The organism is Leisingera sp. ANG49 (genome assembly GCF_059694505.1).
Map to the genome: position 1 here is coordinate 352653 of NZ_JCATZN010000004.1, position 24595 is coordinate 377247.

At 54.3% G+C, this 24595-nt stretch carries 20 protein-coding genes, 1 tRNA gene and 1 pseudogene; 17 read left to right on the forward strand and 5 right to left on the reverse strand.

All coding sequences use genetic code 11. The features are described from left to right. Positions 1 to 9: 9 nt before the first annotated feature. Positions 10 to 477: pseudogene (locus AC58NV_RS15590) on the reverse strand (D-lyxose/D-mannose family sugar isomerase); the annotation flags it as partial. A 980-nt stretch (positions 478 to 1457) separates the two neighbouring features. Between AC58NV_RS15590 and AC58NV_RS15595 the strand changes: the two are divergent. The 7 genes from AC58NV_RS15595 (at position 1458) to AC58NV_RS15625 (ending at position 7801) form a co-directional block, all read left to right on the forward strand. Further along, positions 1458 to 2498 (forward strand): GDP-mannose 4,6-dehydratase, encoded by a 1041-nt coding sequence (locus tag AC58NV_RS15595; RefSeq protein ID WP_497227934.1) that lies wholly within the window; start codon positions 1458 to 1460, stop codon positions 2496 to 2498. Between the two features lie 223 nt (positions 2499 to 2721). After that, the gene (locus tag AC58NV_RS15600) at positions 2722 to 3420 is read left to right on the forward strand and encodes a fumarylacetoacetate hydrolase family protein (RefSeq protein WP_497227935.1); all 699 of its coding nucleotides are present in this window, start codon (positions 2722 to 2724) and stop codon (positions 3418 to 3420) included. A gap of 326 nt (positions 3421 to 3746) precedes the next feature. Continuing rightward, positions 3747 to 4790: a TRAP transporter substrate-binding protein gene (locus AC58NV_RS15605; protein ID WP_497227936.1), complete on the forward strand. Its 1044-nt coding sequence runs from the start codon at positions 3747 to 3749 to the stop codon at positions 4788 to 4790. Between the two features lie 81 nt (positions 4791 to 4871). Further along, positions 4872 to 5453: a TRAP transporter small permease gene (locus AC58NV_RS15610; protein WP_366660503.1), complete on the forward strand. Its 582-nt coding sequence runs from the start codon at positions 4872 to 4874 to the stop codon at positions 5451 to 5453. After that, positions 5450 to 6955, forward strand: a complete 1506-nt coding sequence (locus AC58NV_RS15615) for a TRAP transporter large permease (RefSeq protein WP_366660504.1) — start codon at positions 5450 to 5452, stop codon at positions 6953 to 6955. Before AC58NV_RS15610 ends, AC58NV_RS15615 begins: the two co-directional genes overlap by 4 nt. A 153-nt stretch (positions 6956 to 7108) precedes the next feature. Next, positions 7109 to 7285 carry a hypothetical protein gene (locus AC58NV_RS15620; protein ID WP_497227937.1) on the forward strand — a complete coding sequence of 59 codons (177 nt, stop codon included), beginning with the start codon at positions 7109 to 7111 and terminating at the stop codon, positions 7283 to 7285. Between the two features lie 87 nt (positions 7286 to 7372). Beyond that, the gene (locus AC58NV_RS15625; protein WP_497227938.1) at positions 7373 to 7801 is read left to right on the forward strand and encodes an acyl-CoA thioesterase; all 429 of its coding nucleotides are present in this window, start codon (positions 7373 to 7375) and stop codon (positions 7799 to 7801) included. 6 nt (positions 7802 to 7807) lie between these two features. On the opposite strand, the gene AC58NV_RS15630 is transcribed toward AC58NV_RS15625, so the two are convergent. Together AC58NV_RS15630 and AC58NV_RS15635 are read right to left on the reverse strand one after the other, a co-directional pair. Beyond that, on the reverse strand, positions 7808 to 9010 hold the full coding sequence (locus tag AC58NV_RS15630) for a winged helix-turn-helix domain-containing protein (RefSeq protein ID WP_497227939.1): 1203 nt from the start codon (positions 9008 to 9010) through the stop codon (positions 7808 to 7810). Then, positions 9010 to 10035: a LacI family DNA-binding transcriptional regulator gene (locus AC58NV_RS15635; RefSeq protein WP_497227940.1), complete on the reverse strand. Its 1026-nt coding sequence runs from the start codon at positions 10033 to 10035 to the stop codon at positions 9010 to 9012. The genes AC58NV_RS15630 and AC58NV_RS15635 overlap by 1 nt, the downstream gene beginning before the upstream one ends. 283 nt (positions 10036 to 10318) lie before the next feature. Between AC58NV_RS15635 and AC58NV_RS15640 the strand changes: the two genes are divergently transcribed. The 9 genes from AC58NV_RS15640 (at position 10319) to AC58NV_RS15680 (ending at position 21694) form a co-directional block, all read left to right on the forward strand. Continuing rightward, positions 10319 to 10395, forward strand: a tRNA-Arg gene (locus tag AC58NV_RS15640). Between the two features lie 512 nt (positions 10396 to 10907). Then, the gene (locus AC58NV_RS15645; RefSeq protein WP_497227941.1) at positions 10908 to 11279 is read left to right on the forward strand and encodes a hypothetical protein; all 372 of its coding nucleotides are present in this window, start codon (positions 10908 to 10910) and stop codon (positions 11277 to 11279) included. Between the two features lie 93 nt (positions 11280 to 11372). Further along, positions 11373 to 11786: a hypothetical protein gene (locus AC58NV_RS15650; protein ID WP_497227942.1), complete on the forward strand. Its 414-nt coding sequence runs from the start codon at positions 11373 to 11375 to the stop codon at positions 11784 to 11786. A 283-nt stretch (positions 11787 to 12069) separates the two neighbouring features. Further along, the gene (locus tag AC58NV_RS15655; RefSeq protein ID WP_282052135.1) at positions 12070 to 12378 is read left to right on the forward strand and encodes a helix-turn-helix transcriptional regulator; all 309 of its coding nucleotides are present in this window, start codon (positions 12070 to 12072) and stop codon (positions 12376 to 12378) included. A gap of 134 nt (positions 12379 to 12512) precedes the next feature. Then, positions 12513 to 17201, forward strand: coding sequence for a hypothetical protein (locus tag AC58NV_RS15660; RefSeq protein ID WP_497227943.1), 4689 nt, complete (start codon positions 12513 to 12515; stop codon positions 17199 to 17201). A 394-nt stretch (positions 17202 to 17595) separates the two neighbouring features. Further along, positions 17596 to 17961 (forward strand): hypothetical protein, encoded by a 366-nt coding sequence (locus AC58NV_RS15665; protein ID WP_497227944.1) that lies wholly within the window; start codon positions 17596 to 17598, stop codon positions 17959 to 17961. Positions 17962 to 18076: 115 nt separating this feature from the next. Next, positions 18077 to 18304 carry a hypothetical protein gene (locus tag AC58NV_RS15670; RefSeq protein ID WP_497227945.1) on the forward strand — a complete coding sequence of 76 codons (228 nt, stop codon included), beginning with the start codon at positions 18077 to 18079 and terminating at the stop codon, positions 18302 to 18304. A gap of 615 nt (positions 18305 to 18919) precedes the next feature. After that, positions 18920 to 19942 carry an SIR2 family protein gene (locus tag AC58NV_RS15675; RefSeq protein WP_497227946.1) on the forward strand — a complete coding sequence of 341 codons (1023 nt, stop codon included), beginning with the start codon at positions 18920 to 18922 and terminating at the stop codon, positions 19940 to 19942. 9 nt (positions 19943 to 19951) lie between these two features. Continuing rightward, positions 19952 to 21694: an ATP-binding protein gene (locus AC58NV_RS15680; protein WP_497227947.1), complete on the forward strand. Its 1743-nt coding sequence runs from the start codon at positions 19952 to 19954 to the stop codon at positions 21692 to 21694. A 136-nt stretch (positions 21695 to 21830) separates the two neighbouring features. On the opposite strand, the gene AC58NV_RS15685 is transcribed toward AC58NV_RS15680, so the two are convergent. Then, the gene (locus AC58NV_RS15685) at positions 21831 to 22253 is read right to left on the reverse strand and encodes a hypothetical protein (RefSeq protein WP_497227948.1); all 423 of its coding nucleotides are present in this window, start codon (positions 22251 to 22253) and stop codon (positions 21831 to 21833) included. Between the two features lie 294 nt (positions 22254 to 22547). Continuing rightward, positions 22548 to 23777 (reverse strand): hypothetical protein, encoded by a 1230-nt coding sequence (locus tag AC58NV_RS15690; protein ID WP_497227949.1) that lies wholly within the window; start codon positions 23775 to 23777, stop codon positions 22548 to 22550. A 336-nt stretch (positions 23778 to 24113) separates the two neighbouring features. On the opposite strand from AC58NV_RS15690, the gene AC58NV_RS15695 reads away from it, so the two are divergent. After that, complete coding sequence (locus tag AC58NV_RS15695; protein WP_497227950.1) at positions 24114 to 24482, forward strand: hypothetical protein; 369 nt, start codon at positions 24114 to 24116, stop codon at positions 24480 to 24482. Positions 24483 to 24595 lie beyond the last annotated feature (113 nt).

Consider the following 24595-nt stretch of genomic DNA (forward strand, 5'->3'; position numbering starts at 1 on the left):
GAAGGCGTGCTAGGCGCCGGGCAGCAGGGGTACGCTTTCGCTCGGTGCCAGCGTCAGACTGCTGCCCGCGGGAACGGTGCGGATTTGCTTGGCGCCTGGCATAGAGAACTTGCTGTCGCTGCAGATGCTGCCATCGGAGGTGCTGGCGAACAGCTCCAGCACCTGTTTGGCGCCGCCGCGGTTGACGATGTCCTCGGCCTTCTTAATGTGCCGATGCATCGGCAACAGCTGACTCTTGCGGATGATCAGCAGCTTTTCAGCATAGCGCATGCTCGCGCCTGCAGCGAGGTCTTGTTTGCTCCCGTTGCGTTGGGTGAACAGAAAGAAGCCTAGTTCATCAAACCGGTTCTGGTCGTTGTCGGTCACATTCCAGGCAAGGCCGCAGACAGGGATCATCGCGTGAGCCTGCGCCGCCATTTCCGCCGGGGCCCAATAGGCAAAATTCGGAGGACGCATGTAAAAAGTGCTGAGGAAAGTGGCGCCTTCGCGAAAAGGTTGTTGACGGTAGAGCGTTTCATGGCGTGGCTTTTACCAGCTGGGGCAAGATCATTCGGGCGCCATCCCGCGGTTGTCACGCTCGACAAAGCCCAGGAAGGGGCCGCGCAGTTTCTTGTTCATTTGCAATCTCCTGAACGGGGGGGCAGTCACAGCCGCACACGTGAGTGCTTATCAAACACACTGAATGCGCCGTGGCACAATCTCGCGCGGATGCGGCTGCCGCTGCGGATCGCTGCCTCCGGCCCAGTGCGCATCACAGCCTGCTGTCTGTCGGCGATCCCCCAGACTAGCTGTTCGAAGTCCAGGCGCTCCAAGAGGATAACGCCGATCTCAATGCCGCCCTGCAGACCCGGCTGCAGATTTTCGGGAGCGCAGGCCCATCTCGGCGGCGGTGCCCTCTGCCGGGGCGTCCAGGCCACATTGTGCCAGTGTACAGCAAGGCTGCAGTTCCGTTACGCCTGCCGTCTTTCCTAGCCGCGATACGGTTGACCAATGTCAGTGCCGCCAGCTTGTATTCCAGCTCGCTTATAAGTGGGTTGGCGTTGTGCGAGTAGATGTTTTCCTGGATGGTAACGGCAAAACGATCCTCCAAGGTTGCGATATCCAGGAAGGCGAATAGGCTAGACTGGACAATCGCTAGCACCACCGCGCCCTGCGCTTGGCTGCCCGCGTCAGGAGTTAGCAGTTGTTGCAGCAGCGGATTGTTCACCAGCTCATCTTCAGTTCAAAGCAAACACCTGACATCTGATATATGATTTTAACGAAAGCAGTGCCATCTGTTAGCAGGGTAGATTCCCGGGTTTTACCGGCAATTTCCGCAGCTTGGAAAATTGCCAGGGATGGTATGCACCTGCCCGGTTTGCCATAATGCCTGCCGGGCGGTCCGGCGCCTGCGCAGATACATTCTTTTGGCCGGGTGCCGTAACCCCGGCGGTTCATGCATCCCATGGAGCAGATCGATGGCCCAGAAAACTATCCTTGTCACCGGATGTTCCGGCTTTATCGGCTATCATCTGTGCCTGCGCTTGCTGGCAGACGGGTTTCGAGTTGTTGGCATTGACAATCTGTCGGATTACTACAGCGTTCAACTCAAGCGGGACCGGCAGGCGATGCTTGAGAGACATCCCGATTTCACTGTCATCAACCGCAGCATTGAAGAAGCTGGGGTCATGATGGGGCTGTTTGCAGAGCATAGGCCTGCTTATGTTGTGCATCTGGCTGCGCAGGCCGGGGTGCGATATTCGATCGAGAACCCGCGCTCCTACCTGGACAGCAACATCGCCGGTACATTCGAGATCCTCGAAGCCGCTCGTGCCTATTCTCCGCGGCACATGCTGCTGGCCTCCACCTCTTCGGCCTACGGCGCCAACACTAAGATGCCTTACAAGGAAACTCAAAAGGCCGATCACCAGATGTCATTCTATGCCGCTACCAAGAAGGCGTGCGAGAACATGGCGCATTCTTATGCGCATCTGTTTGATCTGCCGGTCACCATGTTTCGCTTTTTCACTGTCTACGGCCCTTGGGGACGGCCCGACATGGCGCTGTTCAAATTTACCAAGGCGATCCTCACAGGGGAGCCGATTGACGTCTACAACTACGGCGATATGAAGCGGGACTTTACCTATGTCACTGATTTGGTTCAGGCGATCCGTTTGTTGCTGGATGCGGTCCCAAAACGCCCGGCAGACGGGGTTGTGCCGGACGGAGACAGCCTGTCACCCGTTGCGCCGCACAGAGTAGTCAACATCGGTAATTCTGAAACCGTCAGGCTAACCGCCTTCATAGAGGCGATTGAGTCAGCCACGGGACGTAAGGCAGAACAGAACCTGATGCCGATCCAGGCTGGCGATGTTCCCGCGACCTGGGCCGATGCGTCGCTGCTTCAAACGCTCACAGGCTACAAGCCGGAGACCGCCGTGGCCGAGGGTGTGGCGCAGTTTGTAAGCTGGTACCGGGAGTACTACGCCGCCGCGCTGCCTTCAGAAACTTTCAGCTGAGGCGCTTCGCCGGACAGCACGGGAAACGGCTGCTGCAGGCAGACGGATGGTGCTTTCACCGGAGCAAAGCTTGCGATTGCGCTTGGGTACATGATCAGGGGAGGCAGTCCTTGCTCCGGAATGCCTAGGGCATGTTGTCTCGAAACAAGGGTTTACAGCTGGTGGTTTTGTGGCTCTGTTTTGAGAGAACGGCTTCACGCTGCAATGCATAAGGAAATTTGCGATGGGTAATGTTCTGTTCCCGCTTCCATATACGCCGGTTGTTCCGGTGACGGGCGGGGAAGCTGGGTACCCGGTGGGGCGGGTTTTTTGTGTGGGACGCAACTTTGCGGCGCATGCCGCTGAGATGGGCAATGAAGTGGACAGAGAGGCGCCATTCTATTTCACCAAAGCTGCTGCCAACGCGGTGCTGACGGATGCAATTGTGCCCTATCCGCCGGGAACAGAAAACTTTCACTACGAAATGGAAATGGCAGTGGCGATCGGGACACCGGTATTCCGGGCCGGGCGGGAACAGGCTGCAGCATCTGTGTTCGGCTATGGCTGTGCGCTGGACATGACTCGTCGCGATCTGCAGATCAGAGAGCGGCAGAAACAACGGCCTTGGGATCTGGGCAAAGACTTGGAGAACGGTACGGTGCTGGCGCCGCTTACCCGGGCGGTCGAGTGGGGTGGCCCTGCGGGGCAGCGAATCTGGCTGGAAGTGAACGGCGAGATCAGGCAGGACGCTACGCTGGCGGAGATGATCTGGTCCGTAGCCGACATTATTTGCCACCTTTCCGGATTCTACCACCTGCGGCCGGGGGATCTGATTCTAACCGGCACACCTGCCGGAGTGGGGGCCGTGAAGGCCGGAGACAAGATACGCGGAGGGATCGACGGGCTATCTATTGTTGGCCTGGAATTGGCTGCAGCGGAATGACGCACGGTGGTCCACAGCGTGATAGTTGTTGCCATGCGGCTGTTTTCATATGTATCAACTTAGGTGGAAATATTGACTGTCTCGTAACGTATCGGGCGGCTGTTTCGCCTGAAACCGGAGCGCGCGGGCAGATTTCATGAGTAATAAATGCATAATCTGCTGTTGATGGTTACAAATGCACCTAATAGCAGGGAAGCAACTGGTTCGTTAAACGAACCCAATTGGGGGCTTTGACGGCAGAATCGGAAAGAAGTTCGCAGGGGCAGCGCAGCAATATTGCGAAGGCGCCAGGTCCGGCAATTGAATTGGTCAAAGGGAGGACACATATGACCACTCGCAGAAAGCTTTTGGGGGCAGCTGGTGCAGCGGCCCTGGCCATGTTCGGCACAATGCCGGCATTTGCTCAAGAAGTGACCCTGAAACTGCATCAGTTCCTGCCGGCGCAGGCAAATGTGCCGAAGCTGATCCTGGACGTCTGGGCGGACAATGTTGAAGAATCGTCCGGTGGACGGATCAAGATCGACCGCTTTCCGTCGATGCAGCTGGGCGGCAAGCCGCCGGAGCTGATGGACCAGGCCATTGACGGCGTGGCTGACATCGTCTGGACCGTGGTGGGCTATACCCCGGGCCGATACCCCTCAACCGAAGTGTTCGAGCTGCCGTTTATGATGACCAATGCACGCGCCGTGTCGCATGCCTATTGGGAAATGTTCGACAAGCACATGAAGGACACCGAGTTCAAGGATGTGCATATCCTGGGCACCTGGGTGCATGGGCCGGGCATGATCCATACCGCCGATCCGGTAGAGACTCCGGAAGACCTGGAAGGCATGAAGATCCGCGGCGGCGGCCGTTCGGTCAACGCCCTGCTGACCGAACTGGGTGCGACCCCGGTCGGGATGCCGGTTCCGGCGATCCCGGAAGGCCTGTCCAAGGGCGTGATCGACGGCACCACCATTCCGTGGGAAGTGACCGCGGCGCTGAAGGTTCCGGAGCTGGTGGAAAACCACACCGAGTTCACCGGCAAGGCGCTTTATACCCTCACCTTCGTTCTGGCGATGAACAAGGAGAAGTACGAGAGCCTGCCGGATGACCTGAAACAGGCCATCGACGACAACTCCGGCCTGGAGTTCTCGGTCTTTGCCGGCGGCACTCAGGCGGATTCGGACGGCCCCTCGCGCGAGATGGCGCTGGACCTGGGCAACAACGTCATCACTCTGGACGAAGACCAGACCGCCATCTGGCGTGAGCGTTCGCAGCCGATTTATGACCAGTGGATCGCTGACATGAAGGAAAAGGGCATCGATGGCGCTGCGCTGATCGAAGAAGCCAGCGGGCTGATTGAGAAATACACGCCGCAGTACCAGTAAGGCGTTTGGATTGATAAAGGTAAAGGGCCGCGCGGCATTGGCACTGCGGCCCTTTGCATACCGGAACAAGGCAATAGAACCATGCACAAGCTCATGATGCGGCTGGCCAAATCAATGGCCTACCTGGGCGGTGCGGTCCTCACTCTTCTGATCATTCTGACATGTGTTTCGATCGCTGGGCGCTTGCTCAACGGTTTCTTCCATGGCGATTTGATGGAGCGGATTGCGCCTGGGTTTTCGAAATGGATGACTGGCTGGGTCGGGCCGGTCAACGGCGACTTCGAGCTGGTTGAGGCCGGTGTGGCCTTTGCCATCTTCGCCTTCCTGCCGCTGTGCCAGATCACGGCGGGCCATGCGTCGGTCGATGTGGTGGCCAATGCGTTTCCGCGCAGTGTGAAACGGTTTCTGCGGATGGTGACCGAAGTTGTCTTTGCCGCGGTTCTGGTGCTGATCGCTTGGCGGCTGGCGGACGGTCTTGCCGGCAAGTATTCAAATGGCGAGACCTCCTTCCTGCTCGAGTTTCCGATCTGGTGGGCCTACGCCATCAGCCTGGTGGCAGCGGTCGTGGCCGCCATTGTGGGCATCTACATGGGTGCAATCCGCACCATCGAATTCTTTACCGGCCGGATCCTGATCTGGGACGGCGTGGAGGGTGAACAGTGACGGCTCTTGAAATTGGCATCGCCTCCTTCCCGGTTCTGATGCTCTTGATCTTTTTGCGGGTTCCGATTGGGCTTTCGATGTTTCTGGTCGGCCTTGGCGGGCTGATCTGGGTGACGGATGGCACGCAGGTCGCGTTCGGGCGGCTGAAAAGCGAGACCTATACCACCTTTTCCTCCTATTCGCTGACCATCGTGCCGATGTTCCTGCTGATGGGGCATTTTGCGACGCTGGGCGGTATGTCCACAGCGCTGTTCAAGGCGGCCGAAGGGTTTCTGGGCCACCGCAAGGGCGGCGTTGCCATGGCAGCGATTGGCGCCTGTGCGGGCTTTGGCGCGATCTGCGGCTCGTCGCTGGCAACCGCGGCCACCATGGGCCGGGTCGCGCTGCCGGAGCTGAAGCAATACGGCTATGCCGGCGGGTTTTCGACCGCGACGCTGGCAGCCGGCGGCACGCTGGGCATCCTGATCCCGCCCTCGGTTGTGCTGGTGATCTATGCGATCCTGACCGAGCAGAATATCGCCAAGCTGTTCCTGTCGGCCTTCATTCCCGGCCTGCTGGCGGCACTGGGCTATGTGATCGCGATTTCCATCTACGTCCGCCTGTTCCCGGAAAGCGCGGGCACCCGTCCGCCGGTTCCGATGCGCGACCGCTTTGCCGCGCTGTTCCATGTCTGGCCGGTGCTGCTGGTGTTTGGTCTGGTTGTCGGCGGCATTTACCTGGGCTGGTTCACCCCGACCGAGGGCGCGGCCGTGGGGGCCTTTGGCACCGGCTTCATCGCCTGGACCAATGGCGGATTGACCCGGGAAACACTGGCGGACAGTTTCCTGGTGACGGCGCGGTCTACCGCGATGATTTTCTTCATCGTGCTGGGCGCGGGCTTCTACAACGGCTTCCTGGCGCTGACCAAGGTGCCGCAGGAACTGGCCGATTTCGTCGTGAGCCAGGGCCTGAGCCCCTGGATGGTGCTGGCGCTGATCCTTGCGTTCTATCTGGTGTTCGGCTGCCTGATGGACTCGCTCTCGATGATCCTGCTGACGATCCCGATCTTCTTTCCGGTGATCTCTGCCATGGACTTTGGTCTGCTGTCCTTGCCTGCGATGCAGGCGGATGCGGCGATGGAGGTGCTGAAGGCAGGCGTGCCCGAGGGGATGGGAGCAGAAATGCTAGCCTCGATACAGGATGCCATTGCCACCGGTGCCGAACTGACCCGTGAGCAGATGAAGGAACTGGGCATCCGCGTCACCGAAGGCCGTGTGAACCGGATTGAGGCGGAATATGTCGCCATCTGGTTCGGCGTGCTGGTGCTGATCGTGGTAGAGGTTGGCCTGATCACCCCGCCGGTGGGCATGAACCTGTTCATCATCAACGCGATGGACCGCAAGACCAAAATGATCGACACCTACAAGGCGGTCATGTTCTTTGTCGCGTCCGACCTGATCCGGGTGGTCATCCTGGTTGCCTTCCCGATCATCACGCTGCTGCCGCTGATGCTGATGCAGTGATGCGTTGCCCTCTCCCGCCTCGCGCGGGTGAGGGTCTGCCGCCCGCCGCTGCAGGATAAGGAAGTATTTTGTGACACCGTCCCGGATTGACCTGAATCACCTTTCGGGGTTCCGCTGGTCCTGTCTGACACTAGGCACAGGGGGATACCCGCCATGCAAATCAACCGCAGCAAAGCCGCCGCATCCAAGGTCAAGGCGCTGGCCACCGAGGTTTCCGGGCTGCAGGGGCCTTGTGTGGGCTGCAGCAACTGCGTTGGGCTGTGCGAGGCGCTGATTGACGCGCTTGTGCTGCCGGATCTGATCCTGTCCCGCAAACGCGGCGGTTCGTGACGCAGCGGCTCTGGCTGCCTTTGCCGTTTGATACCGCAGACCCGCGCCGGTAGGATGCGCCTGCAGAAATATGCGGGGCGGCAGAAGATGGCAGGGCAAGACACATTCGTTCATGAAATCCGCGTGGGCTGGGGCGATTGCGACCCGGCACGGATTGCCTATACCGGGCGGCTGCCTGCCTTTGCCTTGGAAGCGATCGACGCCTGGTGGGAGTACCATCTGGACGGTGACGGTTGGTATCAGATGGAGCTGGACCGCGGCACCGGCACGCCGTTTGTGCATATGAGCATCGATTTCCGGTCTCCTGTCACGCCCCGCCACCGGCTGATGTGCGAGGTCTGGCCCGCTGCCCTGGGCAGTAAGTCGGTGACTTTCCGGGTCAATGCGCGGCAAAGCGGGGAGCTGTGTTTCGAGGGGAAATTTGTCTGCGTCTTCATTGCACCTGAGACCTTCACCGCCAAACAGGCACCCGAAGACTACCGGGCGGTGATCGAGGCGCAGCTGCGGCCCGAGTAAGGCCGGTCAGCGCAGCCAGCCATCAGAGAACGCCACCTCGCTGACACCTGTAAACCGCGCCACCCGGTCCAGCTCTGCCTCCAGCCGTCTGGTGCGGGCCGCGCTCCATTTAATGTCTCTCTCCGGCCAGACGGCGGTTACGCGCAGGAGGTCTGCGTCGCGGTCCGCCTTCATGTCGATGCGGCCCGCAAGCCGGGCGCCTTCCAGCAGCGGGAACACATAATAGCCGTACCGGCGTTTGGGCGCGGGGGTGAAGACCTCGATCCGGTAGTGGAAGCCGAACAGCCGCTCGGCCCGCTTGCGGTCGCGCAGGGCCGGGTCAAAGGGACTGAGCACCCGCATCCGGCCCGGCGGAGGCTGCAGCTCCTCAGCTTTTTCCACGGTGTCAGGACGGGTGAATACCTTGCGCAGATTGCTATCCGCCTGCTCGACTTCGATCTCTTCAAGCTCACCCTGGCGTAGCTGTTCCGCACACCAGGCCTTGGCTTCCGCCGCGGAGGCGGTGTCCCAGAAGGCGGCGATCTCTCCCGATGTGGCAAAGCCCAGCCGGTCCAAAGCGGCAGAGCACAGCCAGTTGACTGTCGCAGCTTCATCGCAGCCGGTACCGGGGCGCAGATGTTCCTCGATCACTCGTTCCGTCAGGTCATAGCGTTTCTGAAACCCCTCGCGCCCCACCACCGTAAGCGCGCCGGAGCGCCATAGGTATTCCAGCGCGGTTTTGGACGGGTGCCAGTCCCACCAGCCGCCGGAGCCCTTTTTCTCGTCCTTGCCGACATCGGAGGAACTGACCGGCCCGTGATCGCGGACATGTTGCAAGACAGTTTCGAACTGCGCCTCGAATCCGTCCCGCCGCCAGTTGCGCCAGCGTTTGCGCAGCAGTTCAGTGTCGCGCTGAAACCGCAGGTGCCAGTGTGGATAAAACGCCATCGGGATCACGGCAGCGTCATGGGTCCAGTGTTCGAACAGACTCCGCTCGCGCTCGTAGAGGTGTTTCAGGTGCTTGGATCGGTAGCCCGGCCGACGGGAAAACAGGATCACATCATGCGCCCGCGCCACGGTGTTTATGCTGTCGAGCTGCACAAATCCAAGCCGCTGGATTAGTTCCAACAAATTCGCGCCTTTGGCCGGTCCTGAGGGTTGCTCCAGCAGCGCGTGGCGATCCAGGAACAGCCGCCGCGCGCCCTGATTGCCGAGCCGCTGCAGCGCCATCAGCGCCGTTTCAGCGTGTCGCCATAGGATATGGTCGGGGTCAGCGTGACATGCTTTTCGATCTGGGCGTCCGGATCTTCCAACTGGGCAGCAATGATCTCTGCCGCCTTGCGCCCGATTTCCAGGCGGCAGGCGTCCATGGTGGCAAGTTGCCGGGGCAGACCCTGCAGCAGTTCCACTCCGTTGAAGCCGGCCAAGCCGATTCGGCCGGGAACGCTTACCCCCTGTTCCTGCAGGTAAAGCAAACCTCCCGCACCGATCATGTCGTTGGAGTAATAAAGAAAATCCAATTCAGGGGAGCGTTCCAGCATGGCTTGGGTCATTTCCCTGCCTTTGGCCAGCGCCGACCCGCCGGAATAGAATTCGCGGTCCTCGATCTCTACGCCTTCTTTGGCCAGAACCTCGGTGAATCCCTCGAACCGTTTACGGGCCCTGTGGTCAAGCGGCATTTTTGTGCCCATGAAGCCGATGTGCCGGTAGCCTGCCTTGAGGATCGCCTTGGCCATCTCGCGGCCCGCGCGGCGGTGGGAAATACCGACCATCGCATCCACCGGCTTGCCGTCGGTATCCATGATTTCCACCACTGGAATCCCGGCGCTGCTCAGCATGGCGCGGGCGGCATCGGTATGTTCCAGGCCTGCGATGATAACTCCGGAAGGGCGCCACGACAGCATTTCGTAGAGGACTTTTTCCTCCTTTTCGGGCTGATAATCGGTAACGCCGACAACGGGCTGCAGTTCCGTGTTTTCCAGAACCTTGTTGATGCCGGTCAGCACCTCTGGAAACACCATGTTCGAGAGTGAGGGAATGATCACAGCCAACAGGTTCACCCGGTTCGAGGCCAGCGCGCCCGCAATTTTGTTGGGCACATAACCCAGTTCCTTGGCGGCGGTCAGAACCTTGGATCGGGTCTTCTCCGACACGTCGCCGCGGTTGCGCAGAACCCGGCTCACCGTCATTTCTGAAACACCGGTTGCTTCGGATACATCGCGAAGGGTAAGCGGGCGCTTGCTGTCCGTGGTCACGTTCCTGAGCCTCTTGTTATTTCTGCTTGCAACGTTAGCGCAGACATCACTTGCAGCACAATGGAAACTGCGCGCGGCAAAACGGCTTTCGCCTGCGCCCATCCCATTGTGATCGCAGGAGGGATTTGCTATCGCAGAAAGACGCGCGGCCCCGTGGCTCAACTGGATAGAGCAGCCCCCTCCTAAGCGAATGGTCAATGGGTGAATTTGTCTTTGAAATCAAGGGGCCGCTAAACTACTGAATGGTTGCGAACAGTCTTCCGAACTGTTTTCGTGAGAATGTGGCCCCGTGGCTCAACTGGATAGAGCAGCCCCCTCCTAAGGGGCAGGTTGTAGGTTCGAATCCTACCGGGGTCACCATTATTTCCCTTTTATCACAATTGGTTGTGGAAGAAAACCCTTTGGGCAACCACGTGCTCTACTACTACCGTAGACCGATGCAGATCCCCACCAAGTCGTTCAAAATTGGCTCTGTGCAGGCCACGCATAGTAAGGTGATTTTTCTGTTCTGCGGGTGTCTATCTTTACCCTCTAACCTCATTGCCAGGATGTTCAATTCTCGAGTCAAACGCGGTCGAATTGAGCTGGGTGTTTAGACGCATTTGTACCGGGCTTGCTTGCCAAGCGAGATGGGCAACGCGCGCATAGATTTCCGTGCCGCAAGTTGAAAGTCTGTTGAACCTCTGACGCTGTTTTTTTCTTGTTTGGAGCAGTTCGAGCGAAGCCCCAAACAAGGAAAAAACCTCTTCCAAAGCTCCTAAAAACCGAGAGAAGGCAGCCTCTCAGAACGTCAACTCGCGCAAACCGAAGGAGAAAATCGAGGCTCTTGTAACCCGAGCAATTGTGCAAAGGTGCTGCATAGGAGAACGAACATGTTCGACTTAAGTCATGATCCCCTCAAGCAACTGAGAGAATTCTTCTATGAACAATCAGAGGCGCTTCAAAATGCTGCGGTGCTGCTGGGCGGTCAGCCCGCGCTGCGCTGCGTTCATGCGCTGATGGATGATCTGGCAATTCAACCGAGTTTCACGCGCCGAATGAAGAGCAATTTCGCAAGATTGCAGGCTGTGCTGACCCTGCAAAACGTTCATGAAATGAACGGCGTCGAGGCCGCGCTGTTTGCCGCGATCGATCCAGCCTCGCCCATCGTGGAAGAGATTTGCTTGCTGTCGGATCAGCTTGGCGATCTGCTCCAGCCAACCCCGTCAGAGGTGCACGTTGCATTCTCAGCTGTGCCGGTGTGAATTCCCAAAGCTGGGGTGCTCCTGCCCATCCCGGCTTCTTGAGAGGCATTGCGACCTCAAATTCCAGATACGCCAAGGCAAAGGAGATTTCTCATGGCGCAAGATATCAACGGGCAGCTCGAGCAGGCGGTACTGTCGTCTATCAAACAGGGCCGATGGCTGGCGGAAGAGTGGGAAGAAATCGGCATTTATCCAGGCAAACGGTTGCAAGCCCTGTTGCCGCAGTTGTTGCAGCGACTGAAGGATGGCGAGCCGTTAGCCGTCAATGACGAAGATGCGCTGGACCTCATGGCCGAGGAAATTGTCGACGCATTGAACGAGCTCAAACCAAAGTATGGAGATCTGGCTATGCGCATCGATACATCTGGGCATCTGATCTTCGATCAGCCACGAGAGCAGCTAAGGCGCCTGGCTGAACGTTGGAAATCCTTCCAAAGCCTTCGGCGTCACATTCGGGATCTTCAGGCGGCTATCAGGCAGCTTAAGCTGGTGCACCGTCGGGCATAGTCGAGACGAAATACTGATCGCAGAGTCAGACTATATGTAAAATAATTGCCCCCCTAAAGGGGGGCAACACAACCCAGTTCAAACAAAAATCTCACTTAACCTTGAAATATTTGAGCAGCAACTTCATGTTTGATCCAGCAGACGGTCTTGCGCCGTCCTATCTGAGTAATGTCCGGCCTGAGGCATTTTCTCGCTACTCTTCTTGACAGGCCACTCCCGGTCAGTCCGGACGCAAATCGTCCGCGGCGAAACAACGCTTTGGCGTTTTTGAGGAGTATCTGCCATGAAAGGCACTTCTTCTTTCCGGAACTACCGGTCCGACCGGTTGAGCGACAGAGATCTCGAAGAAATTCGAGGCGTCATCCTGGAATGCCTGGATGAGCTTAGCGACCGTATTGTCAGCACGAAGAGCGAACAACAAATCGAATATCTCAAGACCTGTCAGGTCGCCGAGATGACAGGGTTTTCCCAAGCAACGCTCGAGACTTTTCGTTCCAAACGTACTGGTCCGCCATTCTACAAGCAGGGTTACAACGTCAGGTATCGAGCCGACGAAGTCCGAGCCTGGATGGAAGCGGACCGAAGCCATTAACTTTGCAGTGTGGTGTAGGGGCGACCCTACATCAGGTTCTCGCAGTGCGTCAGTATTTCGCAGCTCGTTGCATGTCATCTCTTTCGGAGCCGGAAACAACGTTTAGGTTCTTTTATCGCTCTGGAGATCGCCGTATGGTGGATTCTACAGTTCAAAGCCCTAAGCACAATAGAATTGAAATGAGCAGTTTTACCAATGATTTGGATCGCCTGAAAGCTATTCTCCAGACGGAGCTCAAGCCCAGTACGTTCGAGAAACTAACCGCCGCCCTACTGAGCCATCAATTAGGGATCGGAATTGCTGTGGCAAAGTCCGGATTTCAGCATGGTGGAGATGCCGGGCCAGCAGGGCGCCAAGGTCGGCGCTTTAGAATTGAAACTAAACGGTATGCGGACAGCACGAGTCTTAGCGATCGTGAGTTGTTAGGGGAAATAGATCACGCCCTCGAACGTGACCCAGCACTTGAAGCCTGGTTCCTCGTAGCGACTCGATCGGTGCCGGAGCAGTTAGAAAATGACCTCATGCGAAAAAGCGATACGCTTGGGTTGCCAATAGTCATTATCGACTGGAATTCGACAGAGTTTCCGACCTTGGCTGCTTTGTGCACTGCCTCTTCAGAGATCGTGGAAGCCCAAGCAGGTTGTGAGGCAGCAAAAATCGTGCGCGCTTTGTCAGGAGAGGCTCAGAATAGCCTCAACCGCCTGACCAAAGATCTGGAAGCCTGGCAACTTGGTTTTGAACAACTGAGAACCCTTTCCACAGCCAACTTGAACCATATTTGGAGCAATCCTCGGAAGTCCGCAGTTGCGTTAGGGCAGAACGCGGCCGGTGGGTCAAAGGCAACAACGATTGTAAGACCGCACGTGGAAAAAAAGCTCGTCCGATGGTGGGAAGGGAGCGCCAAGGATGACGCGCCGGCTGCAGTAGTTGGTTCGCAAGGTGTTGGGAAGACATGGGCTACCCTCCAATGGTTGGTAAAGAGCAGCGAGCAACAACCTATTGTTTTAATCGTTCCCTCCAGCGCCGTAGCCACTCTTTCAGGGGCAACAGTAACATCCGTAAAGGCTTTTTTGGGTGAGCGGCTCTGCGAGTTGACTGAAGTTCGAGATACGTCCCACTGGCAACAGCGATTGGAAAGATTACTCAAGAGACCGGTCGAAGAAGGGCCGGTAATTTCTTTGATCTTGGATGGCCTCAATCAAGAACCAGGGGCACCTTGGTCAGCTCTGCTTAAGGCACTGCAGGATCCAGCCTTCGCTGGGAGAATAAGAACAATACTTATTACAAGGCATATGCATTTCGAAGATAGACTTGGGGGACTGCGTGACCTGATCGTCCCTCCCGAAGTGATTACCGTTGAAAACTATGACAACAGTGAAGGCGGTGAGCTTGATCAGAGATTGGAATTAGAAGGCCTTGAGAGGTCTTCATTGCACGAAGACCTGCTCGAGTTGGCGCGCGTTCCCCGCCTGTTTGACTTGGTGATTAACCTGCGTGAGCGGTTGGAAAATGCTGAAAGCATTACGCTGCATCGATTGCTGTGGGAGTATGGGAGAGATACATTCGGAGTTCGTTCCGGTGCAAGTTTTAGCGAACAGGACTGGCGAGCGTGGCTCGCTGATGTAGCAAAAACTCGCCTAAAAGGCATACCTGGCTACAACATGAGGACACTTGGAGAAACGGTCGAACGACCTGATCTTGATGGCAACACCGTATACTTGCGTCTTAGTGAAATCGTAGACAGCAGTTTTGTCAGCGATGGTTTCAACAGCAGAATTACTCTGACATCTGAACTGGTCGCCCACGCTTTGGGCGCAGCCTTAATTGATCACCTTAACACACAGCCCACCGACAGAGACGAGATCAACAAGAAGCTAACAAATTGGCTGGACCCCATTGTTGGACTTGATGAAAAGGCTGAGGTTCTAAGAGCAGCAGTATCTATCCTGATCGAAACTTCCAGCATCACGGACGACTTCGTAGTAAACGCTTTAGTTTTTGAGTGGTTGAGTGCGCAAAACCTCCCAGAAGCACATAGGGCTGAGCTATGCGGCATCGCATCGGTAATCTGCACTTCGTTGCTTGAAGTTGTTGAACAGGCGGAAGGTACTACGTTGAGAGCAGCGCGAGCTCTTGCAGTCAATTCGATTTCCTCGATTTCTCGCCAAGATCAAAGGGCGATGGATAAGATCGTTGAGAAATGTCGTTTCTGGCTGAATGTGATTTCCCGCGAAGTTGAACCCGCTGCAAGACAAAACGAAGAAGCCGAGGCGCGCCGATCAAAGCGGCTTGTCGAGCGGGTTGGCGCAGACGTCGACGGCGAACGTCAGATATTGGGGCAAAAGGTGACTTTTGTCGAACGTAAATCTCACGAGTTGGAAGCTAACATCGCACCACTTCTCGAGGGCTTCCCCTTGCAGAGGGCAGTTCCAGTGTTTGAAGCCGCAGCGGTTTCATCATCAATTTGTATGCGTGAAAACTATTGGGAAGCTCTAAAGTGGCTATGTTTATTGAATGTGGTGGATTTCGAGGAAAGCAGTGCAGAACTGAGATCCTTAGCGGAAGCAGTCTCCAAAAGGTCACCTGAAACGGGTGTCCATCCAGATCTGCCTAAACGAGTTGCTGCATTACTGCTTTGGTTGTCTGGCGACGAAGAAAATGAGGCGGAAGCTGTTCGCATCAACCCGCCTCTGGACAACCACTTTACCTATGAAAAAGACTACCTTGCCGATCCTGGTAAGAGCTTTTTCAGTCTTGAGATGCGACACGCAGACGAGGTTTTGTCGAACGGGGAATTACCCTTGTGGCGCCGAGCGGAAAGAGCGCGATCGTTCCTTCTTGATCCGAAGTACATACCGCCATCTTCTTTCTGCAAAGAGGTTGAGGATGTTATGGCTTCTTTTGATGTGAAGGGAATAGATACGAGCCTCAGTCGCACCGTTAAAGATCACAATTGGGAACAAATGGTTCCAGCTTTGGCACGCTGTGCTCCCGGCTTGATGGCGGAAAAGGTGCGCAGCAAACTTCATCTTCTTTCAGCTCGCCTCAAAGAGCAGAGGTACCCTTCTGCGATTAGAGCTCCTCGCCATTTACTCTTGGTAGATGAGCAAGCGAAAAGATCCGCAGAAGAGCTACGATTGGCATCGGGCGACATTGACGATGATCACGAGAGCTTTTTGTCAAATCAATTGCTTATTATCCAAATGCAGGGATTGCCAGCCGAAGAAAAAATGGTTCGAATTCTCGATGCGGGGATTGGTGCCATCTTCCAAGACTTGGAGTTCGTGCTCGAAAACTTATCCGGATCGGAAGCTGATAGCCTGGTAGAACGCTACCGGTTCGGGTCAGAAGAACAGCATACTCAGTTGGTCTCATTACTTTCCTTGACGGATTCCGAGTTGGGCGCAACCTCCTGGGACTGGCTAATTGAGAAAGCGTCAGACGAGACTTTCCCGAACCGCGGGTTGGCCTTTGAGGTTCTTTGGAGGTCTGACGACCAGCGTTTCGGTGAGTTCCTACGCAGTCAGGACTGGCACTGGGACCCCTCTGAAAACAAGATCTGCAACCACTATGGATCTCTTTCATTGGCAGCAGCAAGTAAGGTACTGCCATTCGAAATGTATGCTCATGCAATCGCTCCATGGCTATTGTTGAAGACACTTGCCGAGCGTGATGTTAAGACCGAAGACGTAGCCGTTGCAGCTGAAATCTTAACCAACCTCGTGAATTGCCAGTCAATCGATGCCCCTGATCTTGGCTCAGATATCTCTGTCTCCGACGAGATCAGAGAGCGAAGCCCCTTTTCATTCTCGCTCTCTGTTCGCCCCGAAAACCCTGATGATCCAGCGGCGCAGTTACGGGACGCATTTGATACTGAAAAGGCCACGGCGAGACGTAACCTGGCAGTGAAAGTTGCAAAAGAACGTATTGATCGAGCTCGGTCTGGCGGGGCCAGTTTGTTTCTACACAGCTTCCGATCAGAAGATTTTCGTACTGTATTCGCACACGCACCTGGCGCTGTTGAAAACTGGATAGAAGGACATGTCGGACTGTGCAGCGATTTCCAAAGGAAAGTGAGGCTTTCTGAAGGCTTCTTTGTTGCACTTTGTGAAGCGATGCTCGTTCATTCGCATCCAAGGGGAGAGAGTCTTTGGCATGCATTGAGAGCAACACTTGCAACCCGTATTCTCGGCAAGGCAGGAGTGGAGCAACTCATTCAAATGGCGTTCCGGGCAACAAACACACCTGAATCGCTCAGACGTGAGTTGGTCGAACTTGAGAAGGCTAATTCGGATGAAGAGCTGTTTGACTTGGTTTTGGGTTGTTTGCTGAGCGGACGTAGGGATTGGTTACTGAAGATAATTTCTGAGGACGAGCATTCTGGTGTTACTTGGAAGGTTCAACGTTCCCGTGTCTTGACAGGCCTCTTAACCCGCGATTGCTCAGCGGCTCCTATTCCATGGCCTGAGGGAAAAGTGGCGAGCTTGATGGAATCGAGGAAGCGAGATGCCCTCACAAAGTCCAGGGACGAGGAATTCGCGCACTATTGGTGGCAGCAATACTGGCGAGTTGAGAGCAACGAAGAAGCCTATGCCGCCTGGGAGCTTCTTCTGCTCTGTGTAGACCGTCGCGCCTACGTTTGGATGGAAGTGCCACCTCAAGAACTCTCGATCTCCGAGAATGCTGTTCAAAAGCGTGTGGCACATCTTCAGTTAAACTTTGACCAACTGCAATCGGCGATCAAGAAAAAGGAAGATGGTTTGGATCGACACTTCCTTGGACGAAGGATTGTAGGAGGGATTGGACCTTGGAAAGCAGCTTGATGTGGAACAATCCTTAGACCCTCTTTAGGGGAGTGTTGCGGGCGGCAGCTGCTCGCAGTCGAGAGGAAAATTGGAAATTTACCGCCAAACGTCCTGAGCTATGGGCTGGGGCTGGTATCTTGGCGCAGATTTCTGCACGAGTTCAAAATTACGCTGAAGCAGCAGAGCACTTGGCCCAAAACGACAAGCACAGATTACTACAAGTGTTAGACGGGCTGATTGACTTGGGTGACCGTCGCGCGGTTTCACTTGAGCAGTCAGAGGTTTTTCGCAACTTACAAAAGCATCACTGATTTAATGATATTTTGCAGAATAGTCCTCGCCTTGCTGCAACCAAGCAAGCCAAAGTTAAAGCGGCTCTCACACCAGGTATCAACAAAATTAACGAAAGGTTATGATGGTTCCTAAAAAATCAGTTCGTATTTTGAGATTCTTAGAGATGCTCAAAGCCGCGCGCCCCGCAAATAGCCGCGCCGACGCCTTTCAATTGATGCGGGAAGTGATGACCGCTGCCGAAGATAGCTTCGGGCTTCCGGAAGGCAACTATGATGATCGTATGAATGTGTTTCCATTGGATTCAGATTGTGGTTGGAAGAATCTTCATTCTAACCCTTGCTTTTGGGATGACTCACAATCTGCGACACACCGTACCAGAATTTTTGACAGCGGGCGTATAGTAATCACCCGCATAAAAGACCCGAAGTGCCTTGTGCTAAAAAAGCCAGGTTCGATTGCTTGGCAACGCTCGAAAGGTTTGTAAGGCGCGTGATGCAGTACGTTTTGTGAAACTTTTTGTGTTTGCCGCCTTTCGAGTATGACGTTTCACCTTTTGTGTGACTGGCTCTCACTGCGTTGTTTGAAGGGAGAAATGAGTAATGGATGATAGAGCGCGGATTTACGAAATTAACAAGATTCTGAAGATGCACGGTATTGATCACGGCAAGCGAGAGGCAGCCTTTGACCTCCTCTGGATCGTATTGCATCCTGAATCAAAATCGACATTGACTAAGACAATGTGTGACGATGGAAGCATCCTCAGATTTCAGCGCTGGAAACTATCTAACAATGGACGGGACAGCGAAATGCAGGTCAAACTCTCCTGACCTGTCCCACCGCGAAATCCCTCACCATGATGTAGAGTCTGCCCACCCCTGAAAACCCGATATGCTAATTCTGCAAAGCGGTGTGCTGGTGCCTGGTTTCAGAGAGCGAGGTGAAAGGTGACACTTTTCTCAGAATGTGAGCCACGTGGATTTGGCAATCATCGTCGCAATGGTCGCTGTAACACTGGTTAGCCTTGCGGTCCTGCGCAACGTGCTGATCGCCATCTCTTGGGGACAATTAAGGACGTCTTCGATCCCCAGGCGGCCATGAATCCGGGGAAAGTGGTGGGCAGCCAGATTGGCGACCCAAGTTGAAACTGCGGGGATGGCGCGAAGTAGGTTAGAGTCAAAACTTTTCCGCATTGAGCGGTTTGGTCACAAATCAAGATTCAAGCTTCATGTATGCACATGGTTTTGGAGTTGAGCTCGTTCAAGAACACTTCGGGCATCGAGGAAACGTGGGCTCTACTTAACAGAATTTTGGCAGCAAGTTTGATCCAGAGCATTGTTTCAATGTGCGAAGCCATTTATTGGTGTGTAGGTTGGCTCGAAGTCAATCTAAAGTAATATTGCATCTGCATGAAAACTGTTCGGATAATAGGGCAGAGCTGAAAATTGAAGACAGAAGACATTTCTAAAGTCGCACAGAGTTGCTTCCAAGGTTCACCAACGATCGTTCTTGGAAGCGGTGCATCAATGCCCCATGATCTGCCGAGCATGGGAGCTCTGAGCGAATTCCTCCAGAGTGAATTGCAGGCTGACGGGACGGCCGAAGAAGACGCTTGGATATTGGTTAGGACAGCGCTTGCAAACGGTGATCACCTCGAAGCCGCGTTGGAAGGCAAGACATTGCCAGAAACGCTCCTTGCGAAAATTGTCCGGCTGACCTGGCAATGTGTAAATGGGAAGGACAGGGTTCTCTTGGATGCTGCGGCGTCCGATGGTGCTGAGTTTGCACTTGGTAGCTTGCTTGTTGGGATGTTCAAAAGCACTCAAACAGAGGCTCACATCGTTACGACGAACTATGATCGAGTCGCAGAATATGCCTGCAACGCCAAGGGCATTTTGTTTCAGACCGGCTTTGCGCCGGGGTATGTACAGAAGTGGGAGAGCAGCGGGCGAGTTAAGTTCTTGCACGGAGCGAAGGCGTCCAGGGTCGTGAAAATCTGGAAAGTTCATGGGTCTCTCGACTGGTTTCGGACCGCGGATGATCGAACTGTTGGGCTACCGCTCTTTGACCTACCATCAAGTGGCTACACTCCGCTGATCGTGACTCCTGGCCTGAACAAGTATGAAAAAACGCACGAAGATCCATTTCGAACCACGATCAATGGTGCAGACAGAGCCCTAACAAGTGCTTCCGCCTTCCTTTGCGTAGGGTTCGGGTTTCGAGATCAGCATATCCACCCGAAGATTATCGAGAGATGCCGTGAGAAAAACGTTCCCACCGTCGTACTCGCGCGTACCTTGACCGAAGAGGCCAAAGAATTCCTGAAGAACAAGGCCGGAACCAACTACTTGGGGATCGAGATGTCCGGTGCGGGAAGCAAAGTCTTTTCGCCCACGACCCCTGACGGTGTTGAGGTGCCCGCGGCTGATCTTTGGTCCCTACCTGGTTTCAACAGTTTGGTATTGTAGGCACAAAAAATGAGCATATTCGATTTCTCTGACGACGAAGCACTGGGTAGCGTAATTGCGGTGGACACTGCAGCGGCAACCATTCGCGTAGATGACCTGGATCGATTGAAACGCCTTCAGGTCAACCGGCTGGTTGTTCTCCAGAGCAGTAAGCCAGGGCAGCACCTTATCGGGGTGGTTGTGAGGATCACACGAAAGCCTGACACGCGAGAATTGGAAGACGCTGAATTTTCAGATGAAATGATGGTTCCAAGCGAAAACAATCTCGTCAAGATCACGCTTATTGGGACCTTGCTCGACCGTGTGGGGGATGACCAAAATGTATTCCGCCGCACACTTGAAACAGTTCCGGAAATCGACGCGAATTGCTTTTCGTTGGAGGGGGGGCGCCTCACGAACTTCATGCAAGTCATTTCAGACGTCAAAACGGATGGCCCCAAGCTCTCCCTTGGGAATTTCACCCTCGATGACGAGGCGGTAGCCTATCTGAATGGCAACAAGTTGTTCCAGCGGCATGCAGTGATTGTTGGGAGCACCGGTTCCGGTAAATCGTGGACAACAGCTCGACTATTGGATCAAATTGCGGAACTGCCGCAGGCAAACGTAGTCCTGTTCGATGTTCATGGCGAGTATCGACCGCTGAAGAGTCAGGCCTTCAAACACCTTAAGATCGCCGGCCCGACGGACATTGAAAACAAGAGTGGGCTGGAGGATGGTGTGCTCCACTTGCCCTATTGGTTGTTGGGGTATGAGGCTTTGGTCTCAATGTTTGTTGACAGGAGCGATCAAAACGCTCCGAACCAGTCGATGATTATGACCAGGACTATTGTGGAGACCAAAAAGGCCTCTCTGGACAAAGATATACACAAGGACATCCTGGAAAATTTCACAATAGACAGCCCGGTTCCATTCAATCTCGATTCCGTTTTGCGTGAATTGAAAGAGTTAGACGAACAAATGGTCCCCGGTGCTCGAGGAGAAAAACAGGGCCCGTATCATGGAAAACTGAGCCGACTGATCGGAAGGCTGGAGGCGAAGCGGAATGACCGGCGCCTTGCCTTCCTGTTCCAGCCTCCAGATGAATGCATGGACATGGCGTGGCTGGAGAGGATGGTTCATGTAGTTTCAGCTGGCCGAGGTTCCCAAGAGGGCGACGCTGGTGGGATCAAGATTATCGACTTTTCAGAGGTACCCTCTGACGTTCTTCCGTTGATGGTCAGTTTGCTGGCCCAAATCATATTTTCAACCAGCCTTTGGACCGCGACCGACAAGCGGCACCCAGTCGCCATTATGTGCGACGAAGCACATCTCTACATACCTGAACGCATGCATGCTGATAGTTCTGACGCTGTGGCCGTCGAGATATTCGAACGGATCGCCAAAGAGGGTCGAAAATATGGGATTGGCTTGGTAGTTATCAGTCAGCGCCCATCTGAGGTGAACCGCACGGTACTCAGTCAATGTAACAACGTAGTCGCCATGCGGCTGACCAATGGAGATGACCAAAGCGTCATCAAAAAACTGTTGCCGGACAGTCTTGGTAGTTTTGGGGATCTGCTGCCAGTACTGGATGTTGGTGAAGCACTTGTAGTCGGAGATGCCAGCCTATTGCCGACGCGCGTCCGCATAGCAGAACCATCTATGAAGCCTGACAGTCAAACAGTCGCCTTTTGGGACCGTTGGAATGAAGGCGAACCGAAATCGGATACTGCCAATGCGATCCGCTCTTGGCGCCGGCAAAGCATGAACTGACTTTTCTTGGAAAAGCCCTGTTCTTTTTGTTCGGCACCAATAGCCAAGCATGTCCGAGTAGTCAGGCGGATATCGCAGAAAAGCCTTGGTAGCTTGCTCAGGCTTTTCTGCTACTGCTAACTTGAAGCAACGATACTTATGATGAACTTTGCAGGGTTCCTACAAAGCTTTTGTCTTCGCTCTTAATAAGTGGGTCGAGTGACTGCATGTCGACTGCCGACAGTAACCAGCCCTTGTCAGGACTGAGCACGTAAAGCCTTTCAGGAGACAGGCGTTCCTGCAGAAGGCATGAGATGAACTCCTCTTGCTCCTGCACAACTTCACATATTCTCGAGCAAGTGGAGTCAATACCTATGAGTTCGACCTGTTGGATCATTGACATCAACCCTGGCCTTCCCTGAGCATCGGCCCAGTCGCGTCGAACAATCAATGGTCCGCTTACGGAACAAGTTTCTGACGTGAGTTCAAAGCGGGTTCGCCCCTTGTTTGTCTCAATATCCAAGTCTCCATTTGTAATGACATCAATCAGAAGATTGATCAGATTTGCTTGCGTATGCATCGTTATCCCTACGATTTTGCCGTTGATACGAAGGAAGTGTGTTCACCTGAGAAAATCCAAAATCACTTTTTGATCTCAAGCCTCATACGCTTGGTAAGAAAACTGCGTCTTTGCTCAGCATGGGAGGAAGGTGTCGGTTGCAGTGTTTATGGCGAACTGCATTGATGACCATGCCGTAGCGGGGCCTATCAGCTCGCCATTTTTAATTTTGTGTTTTGCCAGGTTCTTAGGAGCGCAAGTGGACACTTATGTCTCTGTCTACCTGTGAAGGGTTATGCGCGCGAAGCGTTTGCCCTACATGTTTAGAAAGCGCTCAATTTCGTTAGATATTGCTTGCTGGTCTTCCAGCAGCGGATCAAACAAAGCTTTGTCGTCAACGTAAACTCCGTCAATCCCTTCAACAACATGGTCGAGTAGCAGTCTACCATTTATTCGGTTAATCTTGATCCGCTGCGCGAAAGTCCTGTGAGTAGACCTAAGGATGTGTCCAGTTTGGCTGGGGATTGATCTTTCCCTGATGACTTGAGAGTGGACAACTTGCTTCTTTTTGCGTGACCATGTTGGAAATAACCATTCTGAGCCAGGGTAGAGCATCTCGCTAAACGCCAAAGCAGCTTCTACATGGTCAATCATCTGGTCCGAAAGTGGCATGTCAAAATCACGGCGGCTTTTCATTGCCCAATTCGGAAAATGAATTGCGCGATTTTGCAGATCAATCCATTCTCGACGTGTTTGCAGTATAGTTTTGGCTCGCAGCGCAGAAAATAAGTTAAGATAGTGCAGCTCTCGTCTCAAAGGATTTTGAAGCGCATCGACCTTTGCTTTCCAGGTGGGAAGTTCTTCAGGTAAAATTGATCTTTTTTGCCCCCTTTCTGTATGCAAGGTGACTCCGCCTATTGGGTTAATTGCAAAGTGCTCGTTGTCATCATCGATGCTGCGGGCCCAGTTGTGCGCTGCTGACATAAGTCGCATAGCTTTGTTCGCAGCGATTTTTCCGTTTTCTTGGGTCAACCTTCTAAACTTGGAACGAGCATCCGATTTTTTTATTGAGTTTGCCGGGCGATGATCCCAATCGGCAAGGTAGAGTCTGTGTGCTTGAAGATAGCCGTAAATTGTTGCTTCCCTGAGGTCACGGTCTGCACAGTCTTGAAGGTAATTTTCGATGAGCTCTTTGTAAGACCATTGATGAGGTAGATTGGTGTTCGGAGCGAAGGGATCGATCCCTATCTTGATTTTGCTGAGATACTCAGAAGCCAGCATGCGTCCCTCAGCAACAGACATCATACCCACCCTTCCGATGGTTCTACGGACGGTTCGAACTTTCTGTCTCCTCCCTGGTTCACCCACCCAAAGATCTGCCTGAATTTTCAGTGAAATGCTCTGTTTGTTCACCTCTGCGAAGAAACCTGGCAAAGTGCTGTCGCGCACTTGGAAGGATTGTCCTTCCCATTTTTTTGTTTTCAGACTTGTCTCGGTAAGCCGCTCTTTTTGGTTGAGGGACTTTTTAGTGTCTTTCTTTGGCATTAGGCCTCCTCATGTCTCTGCGTTTCAGCCAAACTGTCAGGAGCAGTGCGCGAACTGTTTCCGAACTTTGTGGTCTGCAAACGATATTGGCCAATACCCGAAATCAGAAACCAATAAATTGTTTAATTTCAGGGTGTTGCATGGCGATATCGGGTGATATCAAAGAGGAGCCTACTAACTCCTAAGGGGCAGGTTGCAGGTTCGAATCCTGCCGGGGTCGCCAGTCAATCGTGAAAAATTAAATAATTTCAAGAGATTGAGGCCACATTGCCCTGCCGGATGTAACACATTATGTGACACATGGCTGGAAACTGGAAAAAAGTCGGAACGATCCGCATGAAGATCGAAAATGTTCTGTGGCGAGGTGGCACTGCATATTATCGCCGCCGCAATCCTCTTTCAAACCTGAAGGTGCCAAAGGCCCGGGAGGATTTGGACGATGAGGGTCGTGATCCATTCTCTCTCGAACAGATTTGGGCAATCCAGCAGCGATGTCGCGAGGTAGACGATCAGCGCCGATGGCTTCTCGCTATTGTGTCAGATACTGGTGCTCGCCTTTCAGAGATAGCTGGCTTGCTGACCGAGGAAGTGTTTTTGGATGCTCAGGTCCCACATATCCTGATTCGCAAGAACAGCCTGAGAGGATTGAAACCCGGCGCCCTTCCTCAGGAGTTAAGAAGCTGCGAGGCAAATGCTCTTGCTTAACCCTATCCGGTGCCTCGTCTTGGAAAGCCAAGAATACCAACAAGGGCGCATCCAACGGTCGGTCTGCATAGCACCGCAGACGACAACTACCAGACCCTGAAGAAGCATGAGGC